This window comes from bacterium (assembly GCA_016708025.1).
In the GTDB taxonomy this organism is placed as follows: domain Bacteria; phylum Zixibacteria; class MSB-5A5; order GN15; family FEB-12; genus FEB-12.
In genome coordinates this window covers 120,405-140,024 of record JADJGQ010000002.1, presented here as the reverse complement: position 1 = coordinate 140,024, position 19,620 = coordinate 120,405, and the positions used below count along the sequence as shown (strand labels likewise).

7 protein-coding genes are annotated in these 19,620 nt (G+C 55.8%); all 7 read left to right on the top strand.

The window, feature by feature from the left end; all coding sequences use genetic code 11:
* The first annotated feature begins 75 nt into the window (after window positions 1–75).
* The 7 genes from IPH75_06925 (at window position 76) to pruA (ending at window position 19,614) form a co-directional block, all read left to right on the top strand.
* Window positions 76–5,571 (top strand): tandem-95 repeat protein, encoded by a 5,496-nt coding sequence (locus IPH75_06925; protein MBK7141794.1) that lies wholly within the window; start codon window positions 76–78, stop codon window positions 5,569–5,571.
* A 552-nt stretch (window positions 5,572–6,123) separates the two neighbouring features.
* Entirely contained in the window at window positions 6,124–9,501 is a 3,378-nt protein-coding gene (locus tag IPH75_06920) for a hypothetical protein (GenBank protein MBK7141793.1), read from the top strand.
* Window positions 9,502–10,028: 527 nt separating this feature from the next.
* Entirely contained in the window at window positions 10,029–12,419 is a 2,391-nt protein-coding gene (locus tag IPH75_06915; GenBank protein MBK7141792.1) for a S8 family serine peptidase, read from the top strand.
* 322 nt (window positions 12,420–12,741) lie between these two features.
* Window positions 12,742–13,731, top strand: a complete 990-nt coding sequence (locus tag IPH75_06910) for a T9SS type A sorting domain-containing protein (GenBank protein ID MBK7141791.1) — start codon at window positions 12,742–12,744, stop codon at window positions 13,729–13,731.
* 207 nt (window positions 13,732–13,938) lie between these two features.
* The gene (locus IPH75_06905) at window positions 13,939–16,122 is read left to right on the top strand and encodes a beta-galactosidase (GenBank protein ID MBK7141790.1); all 2,184 of its coding nucleotides are present in this window, start codon (window positions 13,939–13,941) and stop codon (window positions 16,120–16,122) included.
* Between the two features lie 22 nt (window positions 16,123–16,144).
* A complete protein-coding gene (gene ggt, locus IPH75_06900) occupies window positions 16,145–17,845 on the top strand; it encodes a gamma-glutamyltransferase (GenBank protein MBK7141789.1) in 1,701 nt (566 codons plus the stop codon).
* A gap of 149 nt (window positions 17,846–17,994) precedes the next feature.
* Entirely contained in the window at window positions 17,995–19,614 is a 1,620-nt protein-coding gene (pruA, locus tag IPH75_06895) for an L-glutamate gamma-semialdehyde dehydrogenase (protein MBK7141788.1), read from the top strand.
* Window positions 19,615–19,620 lie beyond the last annotated feature (6 nt).

Genomic DNA, 19,620 nt, shown 5'->3' with positions numbered 1-19,620 from the left:
GGTGAGAGTATGAGAAAAACACGTTTCGATATATCCGGAGGTGCCACAGTGGCAAAGAGAAAAGAACTTCTTAGGATGCAGAAGTTGCTTGGACTTGTCGTACTGTTGTTGATGACGCCCATATCGTCTGCTTTTGCGCAAGGATCGATATTCGGCACGGTACAGAATTCCAACCTGACGACTCCGGCCAACGGAGAGATCAGCTTCTACGGATTCACCAACAACACGGATGACGAGATCCGTCTGGAATCCTCGATCGGCGCCGGATATGATGCCGGCAACTGGTTCGACGATTTCCAGAACTACCTTTCCAAGACACCGGGCAACCCGTATACCTATCGCTTCTTCAATACGGTGAATGGTGAAGGTGCTGTTTTGGCGAGCACTATTCCGAACAATTCGTTCCAGCAGGAGAATATCTCGCTGGGGACAGTTGCCTGGCCTGCTGCGCCTGCCGGTATGAGTGCGCGGATCATTTCGCCGACCTCTGTCGTCCTGACCTGGACGCGGGTCGCCGGTGTAAGTTACCATGTCTACCGTCGTCCCTCGACCTCGCAAGGCTCATTCTTCCGGATAGACAATCCCGCCGGTCTTCTGACCGATGCCGGTGAGATCGACAGCTTCTTCGTCGATAACACCGTTTCGGGTGGCGGATCATATGATTACCTGTTGATCGGCCAGAATGGTGCCGGTCAGCTTGGACCGCATTCAGCGATCCTGACAGTCAGCACGGCCACTCCTGCCGCTCCGGCGATCGCATCCATTACGCCGAACAGCGGATCGAGTTTGGGTGGTACGGCAGTCGTGATTGCCGGTACCGGCTTTGATGTTAATGGCGCCACGGTGACGCTCGATGGCGCACCGCTGACGTCGGTGACAGTTAATTCGCCGTTCCAGATCAGTGCGGTCACTCCGGCAGGCTCTGCCGGTCCTGCCGACCTGGTGGTTACAAATACGGCGGCCGGACTTTCGGCCTCGCTTCCGGCGGCCTTTACCTATCTTGGTAACCAGGCGCCCATTCTCGCGGCGATCGGCCCGCGGTCGGTCAACGAAGGTGCGAACCTCAACTTCGGCGTCACGGCGACCGATGCCGATGGCACCACACCGACCCTGACAACCACGACTCCTCTTCCGGCCAACGCGACTTTTGTCGACAACGGCAATGGGACTGGAACCTTCAATTTCAATCCGAACTTCACGCAGTCCGGTTCCGTCAACGTGACCTTCTATGCAACCGACGGGATAGTCATCGACTCCGAAGTGGTCACGATCACGATCAATAACGTGAACCAACTGCCGGTGCTTGCGGCGATCGGCCCGCGGTCGGTCAATGAAGGCGCGAACCTGAACTTTGGCGTGTCAGCCACGGATGCCGACGGCACCACGCCGATCCTGACTACCACGACTCCACTGCCGGCCAACGCGACATTCGTCGACAATGGCAATGGTACCGGGACATTCAACTTTAACCCGAGCTTTGCACAGGCCGGGACATTTAACATCACCTTCTATGCCTCGGATGGGACAGCTATCGACTCTGAGCAGGTGGTGGTGACGGTAACAAACGTGAACCAGTCGCCCGTGCTTGCGGCGATCGGCCCGCGTGCGACAACCGAAGGTGCGGTTCTCAACTTCGGCGTTTCCGCAGCGGATCCCGATGCAACCACGCCGATCCTGACGACCTCAGCGCTCCCGACCAATGCCAGTTTCACGGATAACGGCAATGGCACCGGGACTTTCAACTTTGCGCCGGACTTCACGCAAGCCGGGCCATACAGCGTTACGTTCTACGCATCTGACGGCACGGCGATCGACTCCGAAGTGGTCGCGATCACCGTCACCGGCACCAACCAGGATCCAATCCTGGCGGCGATCGGTGCGCGGTCGATCACCGAAGGTCTGTTGCTGACCTTTGGCGTCTCGGCGTCGGATGGCGATGGTTCAACTCCGACCCTGACAACGTCTGCGCTTCCGGCGAATGCAACGTTCCTCGATAACGGGAATGGCACCGGCACTTTCAACTTCACGCCAAGCTTTGCCCAGGCCGGGCCATACAGCGTGACGTTTTACGCGACCGACGGGATTGCGACTGACTCTGAAGTCGTGGCGATCACTGTCAACGAGGCAGGCAACCAGGCGCCAGTGTTGGCCAATATTGGACCGCGTGGCGTCTCCGAAGGGAATACGCTGGCGTTCGTCATTAGCGCGAGCGACCCGGACGCAACTCTTCCGACTCTCACTGCGCTCAACCTGCCGCTCAATGCAACATTGACTGACAACGGCAACGGCACCGCCAACTTCAGCTTTACGCCTGATCTGACTCAGTCCGGCTTCTACGGGGTGACATTCATCGCGTCCGACGGCGCTCTGGCTGATACCGAGATCGTGGCGATCAACGTCACCGAAACCAACCAGGCTCCTGTCCTGGCGGCGATCGGCCCGCAGAGCGTTACCGAGGGCATCTTGTTGTCGTTCGGCATCAGTGCGACCGATGGTGATGGTCCGATCCCTACGCTGACCACCTCGGCCCTTCCGGCCGGTGCGTCATTCGTGAATAATGGCGATGGAACCGGGACTTTCTCCTGGACGCCGACCTTCCTGCAGGCTGGTCCGTATTCCGTCACTTTCTATGCGACCGATGGTATCGTGACAGCGGATGTTGACTCCGAAGTCGTCAGTATCACGGTGAACGATGCCGGTAACCAGACCCCTGTGCTGGCGGCGATCGGCGCTCGCTTTGTGATGGAAGGAGCGACGCTCAACTTTACCGTCACGGGCAGCGACGCGGATAACACGCCGTTGACTCTTGGCACGACTGCTTTACCGACCAACGCGACATTTGTCGATAACGGCGACGGTACCGGCAGTTTCAGTTTCCTGCCGGACTTCACGCAGGCCGGAAGCTATCCTGTCACGTTCTTCGTGAGTGATGGTGCAGCGGCCGATTCTGAGCTGGTGACGATCACAGTCACTGAGTCGGGCAACGTTTCGCCGGTCATCGTGGCGATCCCGGATACTGCGGTCTCCGAGGGTGGCACACTGGTGATCAATGTGACGGCGGATGATCCGGACAGTCCGCTCGCTCCGGCGATCGGCGTCTCCGCCAATACGATGCGCAATTTCACCTTTGTAGATAATGGAAACGGTACGGCGGTCCTGACCTATACGCCGGACTTTATTGACGCCGGAATTGACTCGATCTTTTTCCTGGCCTCGGATGGTTCATCCGCGCCCGGAACAGAGATCGTGCGCGTGACCACCAATGATGTCAACCAGATCCCGTTCTTCCGCGCAGTTACGCCGAAGCAGGTGCAGGTGAATGACTCTCTGCGCTTCACGATCACGGCGGTCGACTCGACCGATCCGGGATGGCCGCGTCGTCTTTTCCTGACCGCGACCGGACTGCCGCTTGGCGCGATCTTTACTGACAATGGCAACAACACTGGTTCATTCCGGTGGGCGCCGAATGTCAGCCAGATCGGCAGTCTCAACGTGACGTTCTACGCGACCGATCAGGGGATCCCGGCTCTTGCCGGAACAGTGGTTGTGCCGGTGACAGTGGTTCCGGTCAACAATCCCCCGGTGCTGAATCTTGCATCGGCTGAGGCCCGCATAGTCGGCGAAGGCCAGTCACTGGTCGTAGCCATCAGCGCTGTCGATCCGGATGGCGGCGCACCGTCGATCGAAGGACAGGACCTTCCGGCGAATGCCTCGATCGTGCCAACCGGTGCAGGCACGGCCAATCTGCTCTTTAATCCTGATTTCACGCAGGGTGGCAATAGCGGCAATTCACGCCTCTACTCGGTCACGATCCTGGCGTCCGATGGTTCGGCCACCGATCGCTCGGTTGTCACAATTCAGGTGGTGGATGCCGGCAATCAGAATCCGGTCTTTGATACCGTCCCGACACCGTCGATCGTTGAGGGTGTGACCGACACGATCGTGGTGCACGCCTTTGACCCGGACGGCGGATCTGTTACATTGACAGCGATCAACTCCACCTTGCCGGTCAATGCAGATTTCTTCGACCGTGGCAATGGGACCGGATGGATCATCTTTGCCCCGGGCTTTACCCAGGCGGGAAGCTTTAGTATTGGGATCATCGCCAATGACGGCACCTCGCTCGACACGGCGTATGTGGATATCACGATCGTTGAAGCAGGCAACCAGCCGCCTGTTCTGGCTACCGTAGCTGACCGTACAGTGAAGGAACGTGCCTCCCTGGTCTTCCGGTTCTCCGGGACCGATCCTGATGGCACGCGCCCCTTATTGTCGGTGTCACCGCTTCCAGTCGGTGCAGTCGTGGTAGACTCCGGAAACGGCGCGGCCTCGTTCACCTGGGTGCCGACCAACTTTGATGCTGCTGTCTATCCGGTCTATTTCAGAGCGGAAGATATTGATTTCCCTGGCGTCTTCGATTCGCAACTGGTCGTGATCACGGTGGCTGATTCGAATATCGCCCCGATCATCTTTGCGACCGGCGGCCGGACGATCTTCGAAGGGGACACGCTGCGGTATGTCATTACATCCGCCGACGAAGATCTGACCTTCCCGAATATCCGCTGCCGCCTGACGACGGCTGATTCACTGGCGACCAACATGACGTTCTTTGATTCAGGCAACGGTGTAGGCGTGCTGACCTTCATTCCGAACTATTCACAGGGCGGAACCGGAGCAGTAGGCAATACCCAGATCCTGTACAACGTTTATTTCATCGCCGAGGATGAGACCGATCCGTTGTTGACGACCCAGACCTCATCGGTCCAGATCACTGTTCGTCATCGCAATGCGCCGCCGAATCTGGTGATATCGCTGGGCGAGGGTCCGTTTACAATTAACGAAGGATCGACGTTGACCTTTAGTGTGTCGGCGAGCGACCCGGATGGCGGCCTGCCGACGATTACGGGGACGAATATCCCGATCAACGCGACTTTTGCGGCGGGTGTGCTTTCGCGGACGTTCACTTTCACGCCGGACTTCACGCAAGCCGGGACATTTGTCGTCCGCTTTTACGCGACGGATGCCGCCGCGCCACCGGCGGTCGACTCGGTCTATGTGACGATCAACGTGACGGATGCGGGGAATCAGGCGAGCCGCTTTACGACGACTCTGCCGGATACCCTGAATATTGCATCTAACTTCTTGACGCAGATAGTGATACGTGCAACCGATCCGGAATACGGGACAATCGCTTTGGCGGTCAGCCCGATCCTGCCGTTCGGCAACTTTGTTGACTCGGGGAATGGTGTTGGGGTCTATTCACTTACTCCAGACTCAACCCTGGTCGGCCAGTTGTGGGCGATGCAATTCACGGCGACCGACGCCCAGAATGCGGTCACCACAACAGCGACTAACCTCCGTGTGGTCAGTTTCCTTCGCGGAGACCTGGATCAGAACGGCCGGTATACGTTGCTTGATCTGGCCTCGTTGGTGAATTATCTGCTTCGTCAGGGACCGCCGCCGGTGATCATTCAGACGGCGGATGTGAATGCGGATACGAAAGTTGACCTTTCGGATCTGGCGTTCATGATCAACTTCCTATATGAAGGCGGGTCCCGTCCGCCGCAATAATTGCGTCCAAAGATCGAATGCGACGGGATTTTTTGGAGCCCGACTTGCTGTGTGCGAGTCGGGCTTTTTGTTCCCGGTCCCGGTCAATTTTGGACTAAAAGTCTTGACAAAAGTACTAGTTTTCAGTAAGTTACCATTCGGAAAAGTCTTAACATGAGTTTGACCGCTTGTGTGGTCTTACCGGTTTATTCTCACGGAATATTAGCGAAGGTGGCATCTCCGCCAGCCCCTTATCAGAAGATGAGTGGATAGTCGTGACCGGACTGTCGGACGACGGAGTTGCCTGTTGTATAAATCACTTTATTGAACGCGTACTTCAAAAGTTCACGTCTCGTTGGCACTTTCGGACGAGGGGTAAGTGACGCCAACTCAACCGACCTGAATAAGGTTAGGAAGGGAGGTTGATTTACAGAGTAGAGTAACAACTACGCCGCCGATGTGTAAAGTTATAGGCATCGACCGGCACCTTTTGCATTCCGTTTTTTTTTACTCGAAAATCAGTGTAATCACAAATACGCTGGGAACTATCGTAAACAGTTGAAAGGAACAAGCATGACGAAGAAATGGTTCTCGATTGTCGTCCTTCTGGTCGTGCTCGTTGGGATGCTGGCAGTCACCGCTGACGCCAAATTGCGCCCTAGCGATCCACGCATTGAGAAGGCACGTCTATTCCAGAGAAGCCTGGCCCTGGAAGATGGCCGTGGTCAAATGGTGGCTGCTGCTCGCGGCTATCAGACCTCTTCCCTGGGTGCCGCTCAGCCGGCAGTAGATTCTCGTGGTGCATTAGTTGCGCAGACTTGGCGCGACTGGATGTCCAACTCTTCGATCGGCCGTACGGTCGATTTCAACCCTCCGGCGTCCGGTTTCCCGGCGGTGCAGTTCTCCTATATGGAGAAGGCTTCCGCTTCGGCTTCCGATCTGACCCGTTGGGGATGGGCTGCATTTGAAGCCGCCACCGCTGGTGGATCGTTCGTTCCCCCGGGCGGTAAGGTAATCGTGCAGAGCAACCTGGGTGGTTCCGTCGAAGCCGGTTCCTACCCGAAGATCGCCGTGGACGCCACGGGTACCGCGTTTGTCGGTTCCTATGACTTCCCGGATCAGGCAGGTTCCCCTGCTACCACCCAGATGCATGTAACCTATGACAACGGCTCTTTGGCCGGTGACTTTGGTGGCATTCTGGACGGTTCCGTTATGTCCGAAGCGGTTCGTGATCTCGGTGGTATCGAAGCCGCCGAAACCATCTGGCCGACCATGGATATCTATGAAAACGGCGCCACCACCACCATCTACCTCGCCGCGTTTGAAAATGCGACGGGCAATGATGGTGCGATGAAGGTGTACCGTAAAGTTGGTTGGACGGCTGCGAACCCGGATGCGACTTGGTCGCTCGTGTTCACGGACACCACCTTCTTCCCGACTCAGGATATTTCCTGCTCGCGCGTTTCTTCGCGCGTTGGTGTGGCGTGGCCGAAATTCACCCCGGCTGGCCGTACCGCTGGTGACACGTTCCAGAACGACGTGCATTGCGCGATCTCCCCGACCGGTGCTTCCGGTACCTGGGTTCGCACAAACATCACCAACTATTCCGGCGCCGGCTATCGTGCCTGGCTGGAAGTTGCCTGCTTGTTTGATTCAGGCGACAAGTTCCACGTGATTTGGAACGGTGGATACACCGATGGCGTCGATTTCGGCGCTCGTCGTTGCCGTCTGTTCCACTGGTCAGAGTATGTTCCGGGCAGCATCTACACGATCTTTGATGCCGGCTGGGATCCGACCCTTACCGATTGCGTTGGTGGCTCGAACGTCATGAACGTTGGTAAGTTCTCCATCGCCGAGTGCGACAGCCGTCTCTATGCCATCTTCACGGCATGGAACTGGCCGGGCCCGGATGGGACCGATCCGGTTGACGATTGCTGCGCCAGCGCCGCGGTCAACCAGGCCGCCAACGGCGAACTGTATCTTTCCGTTTCGTCCAGCTTGACCGGTAATGCGTGGGATGTTCCGCGTAACCTGTCAGATTCATATGCTCCGGCCTGCGACACGGGCAACTGCGTCGACGACCGTTGGGCCTCCATCAGCCGTTACGGCATGGATGATGCTCTTTATACTCCGGCTCCGTCCTGGACCAACGCCCTGACCTATGATCTTGGCACCGGTTATGCCGGCACCAAGTATCTCCAGGTCTGGTACCTGACCGACCGTTATCCGGGCGGTGGTATTCTGGCTACTCCGCAGGGCCCGCTGACCAACAACGATATGCGCTGGATCCGTCTGGCCTGCGTTGCGCCGGTCCCGGCTGCTTTGCTCTCCGTCAATCCTGGTTTCATCGCCTATCCGGAATACACCAAGCCGGGTGTCGAGAAGCAGTACACGTTGACTCTGGAAAACACGGGTAACACCACGTTGACCTTCAGCTCTATTACTCCGGTTGAAGATTCAGCGAAGCCGTCGGCTCCGGCCGGCTGGCTCGGTTTCTCCGGCGCTCCGGCGAGCATCCCGATCGCGGGTTCCGCCAATATGACGCTGGAACTGAACAACGGTGGCATTATCAACACTCCTACCAAGACCCGCGTGTGGGGCAAGCTGGTGTTCAATTATGGACCGCCCGCGAAGACCCTCAATTTCCCGGTCGAATTCATCATTGCTGACACGATCGTTGGCACCACCTGGGATTCCATTACGACCCAGTGCGGTATCCGTCTGACCGTGGCCTCCAACGGTAACATGGGGAATAACTTCCTCGGTGGAGCCAATATGGGCTTCCCGCAGCCGTCTCCGGAATGCGACACCGATGGTGGTACCCTAAACGCTGGTGATGCGTCGATCTACATGGGCGATGCTTCGCCGGTGATCGTCCGTTTCACCGCTCCGAGCACCTATATTGCTTCCTGGTCGATCTTCCAGGATGGCTTCTCTTCGAATAACGGCTTCAAGCCGCTGTTCCCGACCTCCGCTCGCGGCTCCTTCAGCGCCGCTCGCTGGGATGGTTACAACTCCGGTACCTTCTGCACCTCTGACTCTCTGGTCAAGATTGAGAAGACCTGGTGGGCCCCGATTGGTGCGTCCAACAATGATAGCTGCAGATTCATCATTCAGCGCATGCGCGTCTTCCCGTTCACGATCGGTTCCTCTGTGACCAATCTTGCTATCGGTGAAGGCTTTGACTGGGATGTGGCGACCGACTCCGGTACGTCTAACGACATCGCCGGTACCGACCCGACCCGTCGCCTGGTTTACATGCGCGGATTCACCTCTGCCGACACCGGCATCACCAACCACAACTGCTATTCCAATAGCCTTCGTGTTGGTGGCGCGGCGTTGATCACTATGCACATGAAGGATTGCGTCGGTGGTGGTTCTGCTGGTGGCACCCTGTATGCCGGTTACAACGCGGCCAACGATAGCTTTGTCTATCCGGCTGGTGGCTTTGTTCCGGAAGAACTCTGGGCCAACATGCAGTCGACCGGGTATTCTAACGAAGCCCGCATCACTGACCTTCACTCGGTTCTCGTCTACAAGAACGGCGCGTCCAATGTCGGGTACACACTCCCGGCTAACGACACGCTGACCATCTGGACCGCGATGGCGGTTGTTCGCCCGACCGGCGGCACTGCTCTCCAGGCCGTGGACTCCTTGAAGAAAGAGATCGATAAGGCGTTTGCCTGGTATGCTAACGTCAGAACTTGCGCCGGCGGTTGCTGTATCGGCACCCGTGGTAACGTCAACAAGTCAGTAGCCGAGACTCCGGACCTTTCGGATCTTTCGCTGTTGATCTCGTACCTGACGGTTACTCCGAAGCCGACGCTTCCGTGTATCGACGAAGCGAACGTCAACGGTTCAGTTGCGCCGACTCCGGACCTTTCGGACTTGTCGCTCTTGATCTCGTATCTGACAGTTACGCCGAAGCCGGTCCTGCCGAACTGCCCGTGATGAACGGATAGTTTGTCGGAGATTGATTCGACAGATAAAGGCCACCCATATGGGTGGCCTTTTTTATTGGGAATGAGTCGGCTGGTTATTGCGGCCCTCACCCGCCCTTTCAGGGCACCCTCTCCCAGAGGGAGAGGGGATTCCAGATATACTCCAGGAGACGGTGGTATTTCGACGAAGGCGGGACGGATGCGGGTGGTGTTGAGGAGTTACGACAGCGGTGAGTATTGCCGGATCGACCGACCTCGTTTTTTGCTTGTATAAACCGGCTAAGTCGTTATATTATAGGCTGTACGACGCAAACGTCCGGCTGTTATCCGCTTGGATGAAACAGGTGGTTTACCTCACCAGCCGATTGATCTCACACCGGGTACCCAAGGTATGCGGTGTCGCTCGCACCCCTGAGGTCATTACGTCCTTCAGGTTCAGATTCGCAACCGGATTGCAGACAAACAGTCGGTGAACTATTCGCCGATACACAATAGAAAAGAGAAGAATCAGATGTCAACCTATATACGGGAGTACTGATGAGTACTAAGCTAAGATCCCTTGCCTTGATCTTGCTCGGCGCGGTAGTGGTAGTGTTGTCGGTTCAAAGTGTGCATGCGGTCTCGATCGAGGGACAGGCATTGCCGAAACCGACCATGCTCAAGGGGAAGATCACCGTTCAATTTACCGATGAAGTTATTCAGTCGCGAATAACCAAAGGGTTTGGACGCGTGTCAGTGGGAGTAGCGTCACTTGATCAGGTCCTCGCCAAAGTTCAGGCCAGTGCGGCCGAACCGATTTTTGTCGATGCCCGCAAACCTGCCGCCGGGTCTGCTCTCCGCGACCTGACGGGGTACTACGAACTGACGATTCCTGAAAATGCAGACCAGGGAGAAGTTATTCGGGAGTTGATGCAGAACCCGAATGTGAAGCTGGCCGAACCGGTCTGGCTGTCGTATATCGACATCTCCACGCCCAACGATCCGCAATATAATAGTCAGTACCAGATGTCTCCTCCCGGTCCCGATCCGCAACCATACAATGCGTGGGATCTCGAGCGCGGTTCTGACTCCATCAAGATAGCGATCATTGATACCGGCGTGCTCTATGCACATCCGGATCTGGCCGGCAATATCTGGGTCAACCCGGGTGAGGATATGGATGGCGATCTGGCCGTCTTTGATCCGGGAGACATGAACGGGATCGATGACGACGGCAATGGATTCATCGATGATCTCGTCGGTTGGGATTTTGTCGCTTCCATGAGTTCGGTCTGGCCGGGTGAAGATGGTGTCACACGGGACAACAATCCGAGCGATCATAACGGTCACGGCACACACTGCGCCGGGATCTCCGCCGCGATGAATAACAATGCGACCAACGTCACTGGTGTGGCGGGTGGTTGGTTTGGTGGACATCGGTCGTCGCGCGGATGCCGCATCATGTGCGTTCGCGCCGGAGGAACAACTGCCGGTGGACTGGGTGAGTTGAACTCAAATGATCTCGCCGCCGCGGTCAACTATGCCGCGAACAATGGCGCAGATGTGATCAACGCCAGTTGGGGCGGCGGTTCGTTCTCGTCACCATTGAATACGGCGATGTTTAATGCGATTGCTGCCGGTACGTCCTTCATTCACTCGGCGGGAAATGATAACGTCGATGCTGAAGGTTGGCATGACCAGGTACCGGGTGTGGTCACGGTAGCCGCTACCTATAATGCGGATCAGAAGTGGACCTGGAACGCGACGCAGGGATCGAATTACGGCACCTGGATCACGGTCAGCGCTCCGGGGCAGAACATTCTGTCCACCGTCTCCAACTCGTACACGCCGAGTACCGCAATTTACACCGGTACGTCGATGGCCGCTCCGTATGTGGCGGGCCTCAATGCGCTGATCCGTTCGATGATGCCCTCGCTGACGCGAGCCCAGGTTGATTCGATCATCACGGTCACGACGGACAATATCGATACCCAGAATCCATCGTATGTCGGATTGCTCGGGACCGGGCGAGTGAATGCGTTCACCGCGCTGAGCAACCTGGCCAATGCGAAATTCACGTCGAACGTGACCGATGCCAACGTACCGTTCACGGTCAACTTCACCGATCAGTCGCCGAATTCACCGTCGACGTGGGATTGGGCGTTTGGTGATGGTGGAACCTCGACCGACCAGAACCCATCGCACAATTACACGGTCCCGGGAATCTACGATGTCTCATTGAAGATCACCGAGTCTCGCGGACTGGGTGAAGAGCATCTGCAGAATTATGTCTGGGCGCGCGCTGATACGATCAAGATCGATTCGGTAATGGTAGATCCCGGTACCAAGGCGGTCCTCAATATTTACCTGAGCAATACCGCCCAGGTGAAAAACATGATACTGCCGTTTAATATGACCAACAGCGAAGGGATCACGCTTGATTCGTTCTCTGTCGTCGGGACGCGGACCTCGGCTTTTGAGTATGCGGCGCTGGATGGCGGCGACGGTATGTACACGTTTGGATTCGACCTTCGTCCGACCCTGACCGGTACTCCGAATTATATGACGGTCGGGAATGGGAATATCCTGAAGTTGTATCTCAATATTCCGTCCACCGCAACTAAAGGTGCGGTGGTGACGATCGATACGCTGTCGCTTGGTCTGGGCGGCTCGAAAAAGCCGAAGATCGCTGCGGTGTTTGCAGACTATTGGCCGGTCTTCAAGACTGGTAAGGTGGTGGTTCGCCCCTGCCTGCGCGGAAAGATCCTCTGCGGTACAGGCGCGGTCGACCTGACCGACCTGAGTTTGTTGATCAGCTACCTGTTGACGGGGAGTCCGACGGCCGATCCGTACGGCGGGAACGTCAATGCCGTTGGTGGGATCGACCTGTCCGATCTTTCCTATTTGATCGCTTATTTGATCGCCGGGGGAAATCCGCCTCCAAATTGATCGAAACACACGCAATTGTATCTTGATAGCGGGGTTGTAAATCCAACCCCGCTATTATTTTAAGAGAAAAGCCAGACTTTTTTATTGACGCCGGTCTTGGGGGGGTGTTATAGTTGATTACTTTCTGAAAATCTGCCCTAATCTTAAGTGGCATAACACAAACCTCACAGGGAGGTGGCGCGCAAGATAGTTTGTTAAGGTTTTTTGGTTAGGCGAACTCAAGGATGGTGGCGTCGTTATACTATTCGGCGCAAGCAAGCGCGGCCAGGGTGGCCGCATGAATTGGCAAAAATTTTGTAGGTTATAAAGTAGGAGTATGCATATGAAGCGATTGATTCTGTTCGCGCTACTTTTCGCCGCGCTGGCGATGGTCGCCCCGACGAACAGCTATGCGCAGGATGGCGTCGTATCGATAGACACGGTGAAGAACACCATCTATCCGGACGGCACCTTTGAGAAGGGTCAGAATCCCCGCATCCTGATCCGATTCAACAATACCACTGGTGAACGTGCGAACGTCTCGAACGGATTCAAGCTCACGTCGCCGGATGGTGCCGAGTGGGATAGCGCCACGGTTGACTCGGTAGGCGCAGTGAATGTCGACGGCGAGAATATCTTCTTGGCTTACTTCAACCAGGTGGTTGCAGTCCAGGGTTATTCCACCGTTCGTCCCGGCGATGGCCCGCCCGTTGATACCTTCGGTATCCTTGGCGCCGGCTCACCGACTTCGGCCTCTCGTCAGATGCCGATCGGTTATAATGACACGATATTGGCGATCAACATTTACCTGACCCCCGCCGCCGACAATCATGGGACGCATATCTGTATCGATTCCGCGTGGGCGCAGGACAGTCTCTGGACCTGGAAATGGGTGACCCGCACTCTGCTCGACAAGAACCCCACGTTTGAGAATTACTCTACTCAGACCTACGAACCGACTGGTTCAGGTGGTGCGGATCGCATCGGCTCAGGCTACTGCTTCATGATCCGTGATCCTCTCGTTGGTGTTGATGACGTGAACCCCGGCTTGCCGACCACGTTTAAAGTCAGCGACAACTATCCGAACCCGTTCAACCCGTCCACCACGATTGACTACTCCGTGCCGCGGAAGTCAAAAGTGACCCTCGCCGTGTACAACGTACTCGGCCAGAAGGTCGCCACGCTGGTGAATACGGAAATGGCTGCCGGCAAGTATCGCGCAGTCTGGGATGGCAAGGCCGACAATGGCTCGACCCTCTCTTCGGGTATCTATTTCTACAAGTTCGAAGCTGACAACTTTGTCAAGACTTCCAAGATGGTCATGCTGAAGTAGTTTTTCTTCAGTCTGATTTAGACCCCTCCGGCCCTGGTCGGAGGGGTTTTTAATTGGTTTTTGGGGGCGGGAAGTGATAGCGCCGAGTAATGTGTTGTGTGACAACATCTTAAACAATTCTCCTTGACATTCTCCGGGGGATATGTTAGGCTACTTATTCAGTGGCCCTGGCGACAAGTTATAACTAATTGATAGACAAGGTTTTATATGTTAGGAGTCATCGGGAATCGATTCTCCATTGGTAAAGAAACGTATCAGCCCTTCTCCGCCGAACTACACTACTTCCGGATCGACAAGCGTTATTGGTCCATCTGTTTTGAGCGTATCAAGCGCGCCGGCTTTCGTATCATCTCAACTGCGGTCCCCTGGAATCTTCACCAGGATGACAGCAAGTATATTGATTTCAACGGATATGGCGATCCGCGTCGCGACCTGATCGTCTTTCTTGAGCTGGCTCGTGAGTTTGCGTTTAAGGTAGTGCTTCGTCCCGGACCGTGGATCAATGGGCAGATCACCAATGGTGGATTGCCGAATTACCTTTTCCAGGATATTCGCTTACTCGCCCGCGATTCCCAGGGAAATGAACTCGCGCTGCCGTCTACTTTTGGTGTGCCGGGAGGATACCTCCCCAGCTATCTGCACTCCAATTTCCAGTTTCACCTGAAGAACTATTTCAAGGCGTTCATCGAGACGACCAAAAATTACGTCCACCCGCGTGGGCCGGTCTTTATGGTTGAGCTGGATTATGAGACTTCGTTTGGTCGAATGCTCGACCCGGACAAGGCCGACTACAATCCGGATCTTCTGGCGCGGTATTACCCGCCATTCCTGGATGGGCTGTATCAGGGGGATATCAAAAAGCTGGCATCCCGCTACAAAGAGAAGCATACCAGTTTCGAAACGGTCGAGCCGCCCAAGAAATTCAGCGGTCTGGATCTCGAAGACTACCCCAAAGTACTGGATTGGATGAAATTCCGTGAATACACCCTCAACACCTATCTCGAGGTGATGGAGGATCTGTTTAAGTCCTACACGGTGGAGCCGCTCTTTTTCCGGTCGCTCTATTTTAATGCCGGCGAATTGCTTCCGGCGTTCAACCTCGTGCCTGATGACCGTGCGCCATTCCTCGGCGCGAATGTCTTCCCCGAAGGGAATTATTTCGACCTGGTCAACAAAGCCCGCTTCCTGAAGGCGGAGTATGGATTCGCCTTTGCGTCATCCTTCTCCTCGGGCGGAGCATCGGCGATGCCGAACCGCGACCGTGAGCTGAAGCCGATTACCGACAATATCCGCCGCTTCTATTATGCGGCTGGAGCGGCAGCTGGTTTCAAGGGGCTCAACCACTACATGTTTGTCGATCGCGATTACTGGTATGGCGCGCCGCTGCACCAGGATGGGACGGTCGGCGACGGGTATGAAGTTGCCAAGAATTTCAATAACGCGATCACCACGCTCGGTTTCGATGAGATGGAGGCGAAAAACGATGTCTGCATCGTTGCCAACCGTCTCTACTACATGCTCCGTCGAACTACCAGCGAAAAAGAGTTCACCTATCTCCCGCGGCTGGTCGATGAATCAATGACCGGCTTCTGCCGCGATCTGATGCGACTGAAGATCCACTACGGTATTCGCGAGAACCGCGACTGGAACGCACTCAAAGAATACAAGATGGTCTTTGTGCCGACCGCCGAGGTGATGTCGGAGAAGGATCAGGAAGGTTTGGTCGAGCTGGCCAAAGCCGGAGTGACCGTGGTGCTCTGCGGCTTGATGCCGAAGTACGATGAAAATCTCAAGGAATGCCAAGTCCTGGCAAACCACTTCCGGATCAAAACGACAACCGACTATCATATCGGTTCAGTGACCCATAAGAACGGATCATTCCCGACCTACATTTATGGCTCGATCCGTCCGTCGGATGACCCTAAAGTGAAGAAACTGGCTACCGAGGGTCCCAAGATCATCGCGGTCAGTTGCGGTCGGTTCAAAGGGATGATGTATCTGTTCACATTCGATTTTGCTTCCGGCGGCAATCACCAGAAGCTGGCGTTTGTGGAGTCGACTCTTTCCGGCGAGAATATCACCAGCCATCTCTATTCGTCCGATCCATCGGTCGATGTTGCTTTCCAGATGGGTGAAAAGAAGGGGATGTTGTTTGTGGTGGTCCCGCCTCCGGGTGAACTGTCTGACAGTTTCGAAGCTCGCGAGAAAGAGATCATTGTTCGTGCCGATCTGAAAGAGCTTGGTTTCTCCGCGGCCAACCTGAAACTGACCAATATTCTGGCCGGTGAAGGTGTCGAGGCGATCAAAACAACTGCCAAGGATCTCAAGGAAGGTATGCCGATCAAGGTGATGTATCCTGATGGCGTGATCTACCTGGTCGAAAAACGGTAACCGAACTGCGTCAGGAGTGACGATGTCGCTTCAGGCTTTGCACAATCGATCGATCATGATGAGGGCGATACTCTGTATCGCCCTCTTTTTGTTACCACTCGCGTCGGTTGGCGCCGAACTTTCATTTCAGCGAGGTGCGGTCACGACTGCCTCGCCGGAAGCAACCGCGATCGGCGAACAGATATTCCAGCAGGGGGGAAATGCGTTTGATGTAGCTGTCGCTGTCGGATTTGCACTGGCGGTCAGTTATCCGCAGGCGGGGAATATCGGTGGTGGCGGCTTTGCGCTTATTCGTGATGCCAGGTCGGGCGAGATCCGCGCGCTTGATTTCCGTGAGGTTGCACCCTCGGCCGCTATTGAAACGATGTATCTCGATTCCAACGCCAATGTGATCAAGAATCTTTCGCTGTATGGTGCGAAAGCAGTCGGTGTGCCGGGGACTGTTGCCGGGCTACACGAACTTTGGAAGAAATACGGCAAACTCCCCTGGAATGATCTGGTCCAGCCAGCGATCGAACTGGCTCGCGATGGTCTCGTCATTGACCAACATAACTCCTCCGAGATCGCCGAGGATGTCGACAATCTGAAGCGGTACGCAGAGACATCCCGGATCTTTCTCCCGAAAGGACATCCGCCGAGACCGGGGGACACGCTCTTTCAGCCTGAACTTGCCGCAACGCTGAAATTGATCGCCGACTCCGGCCCTGAGCCATTCTATCACGGAAAGATCGCCGAACAGATCGTCGCCACCATGCAGAAACATGGCGGGTTGATCACCCGCGAGGATCTTGCCGGCTACCAGCCGATCTGGCGGGCACCAACTCACTTCACGTTCGACTCGCTCGATATCTATTCGATGCCGCCGCCATCATCGGGTGGCATTTGTGTCGGACAGATACTCAAGCTGCTCGAGCCGTTTGATCTGTCGAAACTGACCTCGACCTCACCCGAGTATATCCATCTTTTTTGCGAGGCTGCCAAACTTGCGTATGCCGATCGCTCGATGCATCTGGGTGACCCATCATTCTGGAACGTGCCGAATCTTCTCGATAGTGGATACGTCGCCCGCCTTCGCGCGAGAATGAATCATGATTCCGCGACCGCATCATCGGATGTAAAACCGGGGAATCCGCAGTATGAATCCGACCAGACAACGCATTATTCTGTTTGCGATTCAGCCGGGAATATGGTGGCGATCACCTACACGCTAAATACTAGCTTTGGCTCATGTCTCGTAGTCGATGGCGCCGGGTTTTTGCTCAACAATGAAATGGATGATTTCTCTATCAAACCGGGGGTGCCGAACGCGTATGGGCTGATCGGCGGCGAGGCCAACAAAGTCGAACCGAAAAAGCGGATGTTGTCTTCGATGTCTCCCACACTCGTTCTGAAACAAAATCACCCCTACTTGATTCTCGGTTCGCCGGGTGGCTCGAAGATCATTACCACGGTTGCCGAAGGGATTTTGAATTACGTGCGCTTCCACCGTTCGCCGAGTGCGACGGTCGCGGCGCCGCGATTCCATCATCAATGGGTGCCGGATACGCTTTATCTTGAGGAAGCGAGTTGGGCAGGATCGGTGAGTGAGGAGATGAAAGCGCGCGGGTATGTTATCAAGAAGATACCGGCCTGGTGCAATCTGCAGTTGATCGCGATAGATAGTTCCGGCGCGATGATCCCCTCCTCCGACCCGAGAGGGAATGGGAAAGCGGGGGGATGGTAGGGGGTAAATCGTCGATAGGCGCGCAGCGGACCAGTCCAGACAACGTCTGGCTTGTGAAATCCGGCACTTGCTCAATATCCCGATTTTCTGTACATTATCCCTCCAAAGTTTGTTGATACGAATAGTCTGCTTATAGAGGAGTTTTTCAGATGGGTATCTACCGAGTCCCACCACCAAAAAATGAGCCGGTTCTGAGCTACGCTCCCGGTTCCGCCGAACGTGACGGCATCAAAAAAGCGTTGGCCGAACTCAAAGCCAATCCGATTGAGATCCCGATGTATATCAACGGCCAGGAAGTCCGCTCCGGCAAGAAGCTTGAGATTCGTTCGCCGCATAACCATAACCTGGTTCTCGGCCATTATTGGCAGGGGGGCGAGGCCGAGGTCAAGACCGCCGTGGATGCCTCTATGGAGGCCGCCAAGACCTGGGCTTACATGCCGTGGGAGCAGCGTGCGGCTATCTTCCTGAAGGCCGCAGAGCTGATGGCAGGCCCGTACCGGTACACCATGAATGCGGCCGCCATGCTGGCACACTCGAAGAATATCTTCCAGGCGGAGATCGATGCGGTCTGCGAACTGGTCGACTTCTTCCGTTTCAACGCCCATTTCATGCAGCAGATCTATGATATCCAGCCGCTTTCTTCTGCCGGCATCTGGGATCGGACCGACCACCGGCCGCTGGAAGGGTTCATTTTTGCCGTCACGCCGTTCAATTTCGTCTCGATCAACGGCAACCTCCCGACCGCTCCTGCGATGATGGGGAATGTGGTGGTCTGGAAACCGGCCTCGACCGCGATCTACACCTCGCATTTCATCATGAAGATCCTTCGCCAGGCCGGCCTTCCGGATGGCGTGATCAATATGATCTTCGCCCGCGGCTCCGCAGTCGGCGACACGGTGCTGAAGAACCCGAATCTGGCAGGGATCCATTTCACCGGTTCGACCGGTGTATTCCACAACATGTGGAAGACCGTTGGTGAGAATATTGGGACCTATAAAACCTATCCGCGTCTGGTCGGCGAGACCGGCGGCAAAGATTTTATCGTGGCGCATCCATCGGCCAACCCGGCCGAGGTCGCGACCGCGATAGTCCGCGGCTCGTTTGAATATCAGGGGCAGAAATGCTCGGCGTCATCGCGCTGTTATCTGCCGAAATCACTCTGGCCGAAGATCAAGGAAGTGATGCTCAAGCAGCTTGCCGAGATCAAGATGGGTGATCCGGAAGATTTCGGGAATTTCGTCAATGCGGTGATCGATGAATCCGCGTACGAGACGATCAAAGAGTTTGTCGATTTTGCCAAAGTCCAGAAAGATGCCGAAATCCTCCATGGCGGCGTCTGCGACAAGAGCAAGGGATGGTTCATTCAGCCGACTGTCGTGCTGACCACCAATCCGCATTTCCGTCTGCTCGAAGAAGAGATCTTTGGGCCGGTCGTGACGCTGTATGTGTACGACGACAACGAATTTGCCAAGACGCTGCACTTGGTCGACAGTACGTCGCCCTATGCGTTGACCGGCGCGATCTTCGCGACCGATCGCAAGGCGGTGGAACTGGCCGAGCGGACGCTGCGTCATGCGGCCGGGAATTTCTATATCAACGACAAGCCGACCGGCGCAGTGGTAGGCCAGCAGCCGTTTGGCGGCGGCCGTGCCTCGGGAACGAATGATAAGGCGGGCGGAATTCAGAACATGTTGCGCTGGACATCGCCGCGTTCGATCAAAGAGACGTTTGTCCCACCGACGGATTACAAGTATCCGTTCCTCGGATAAGCGGAT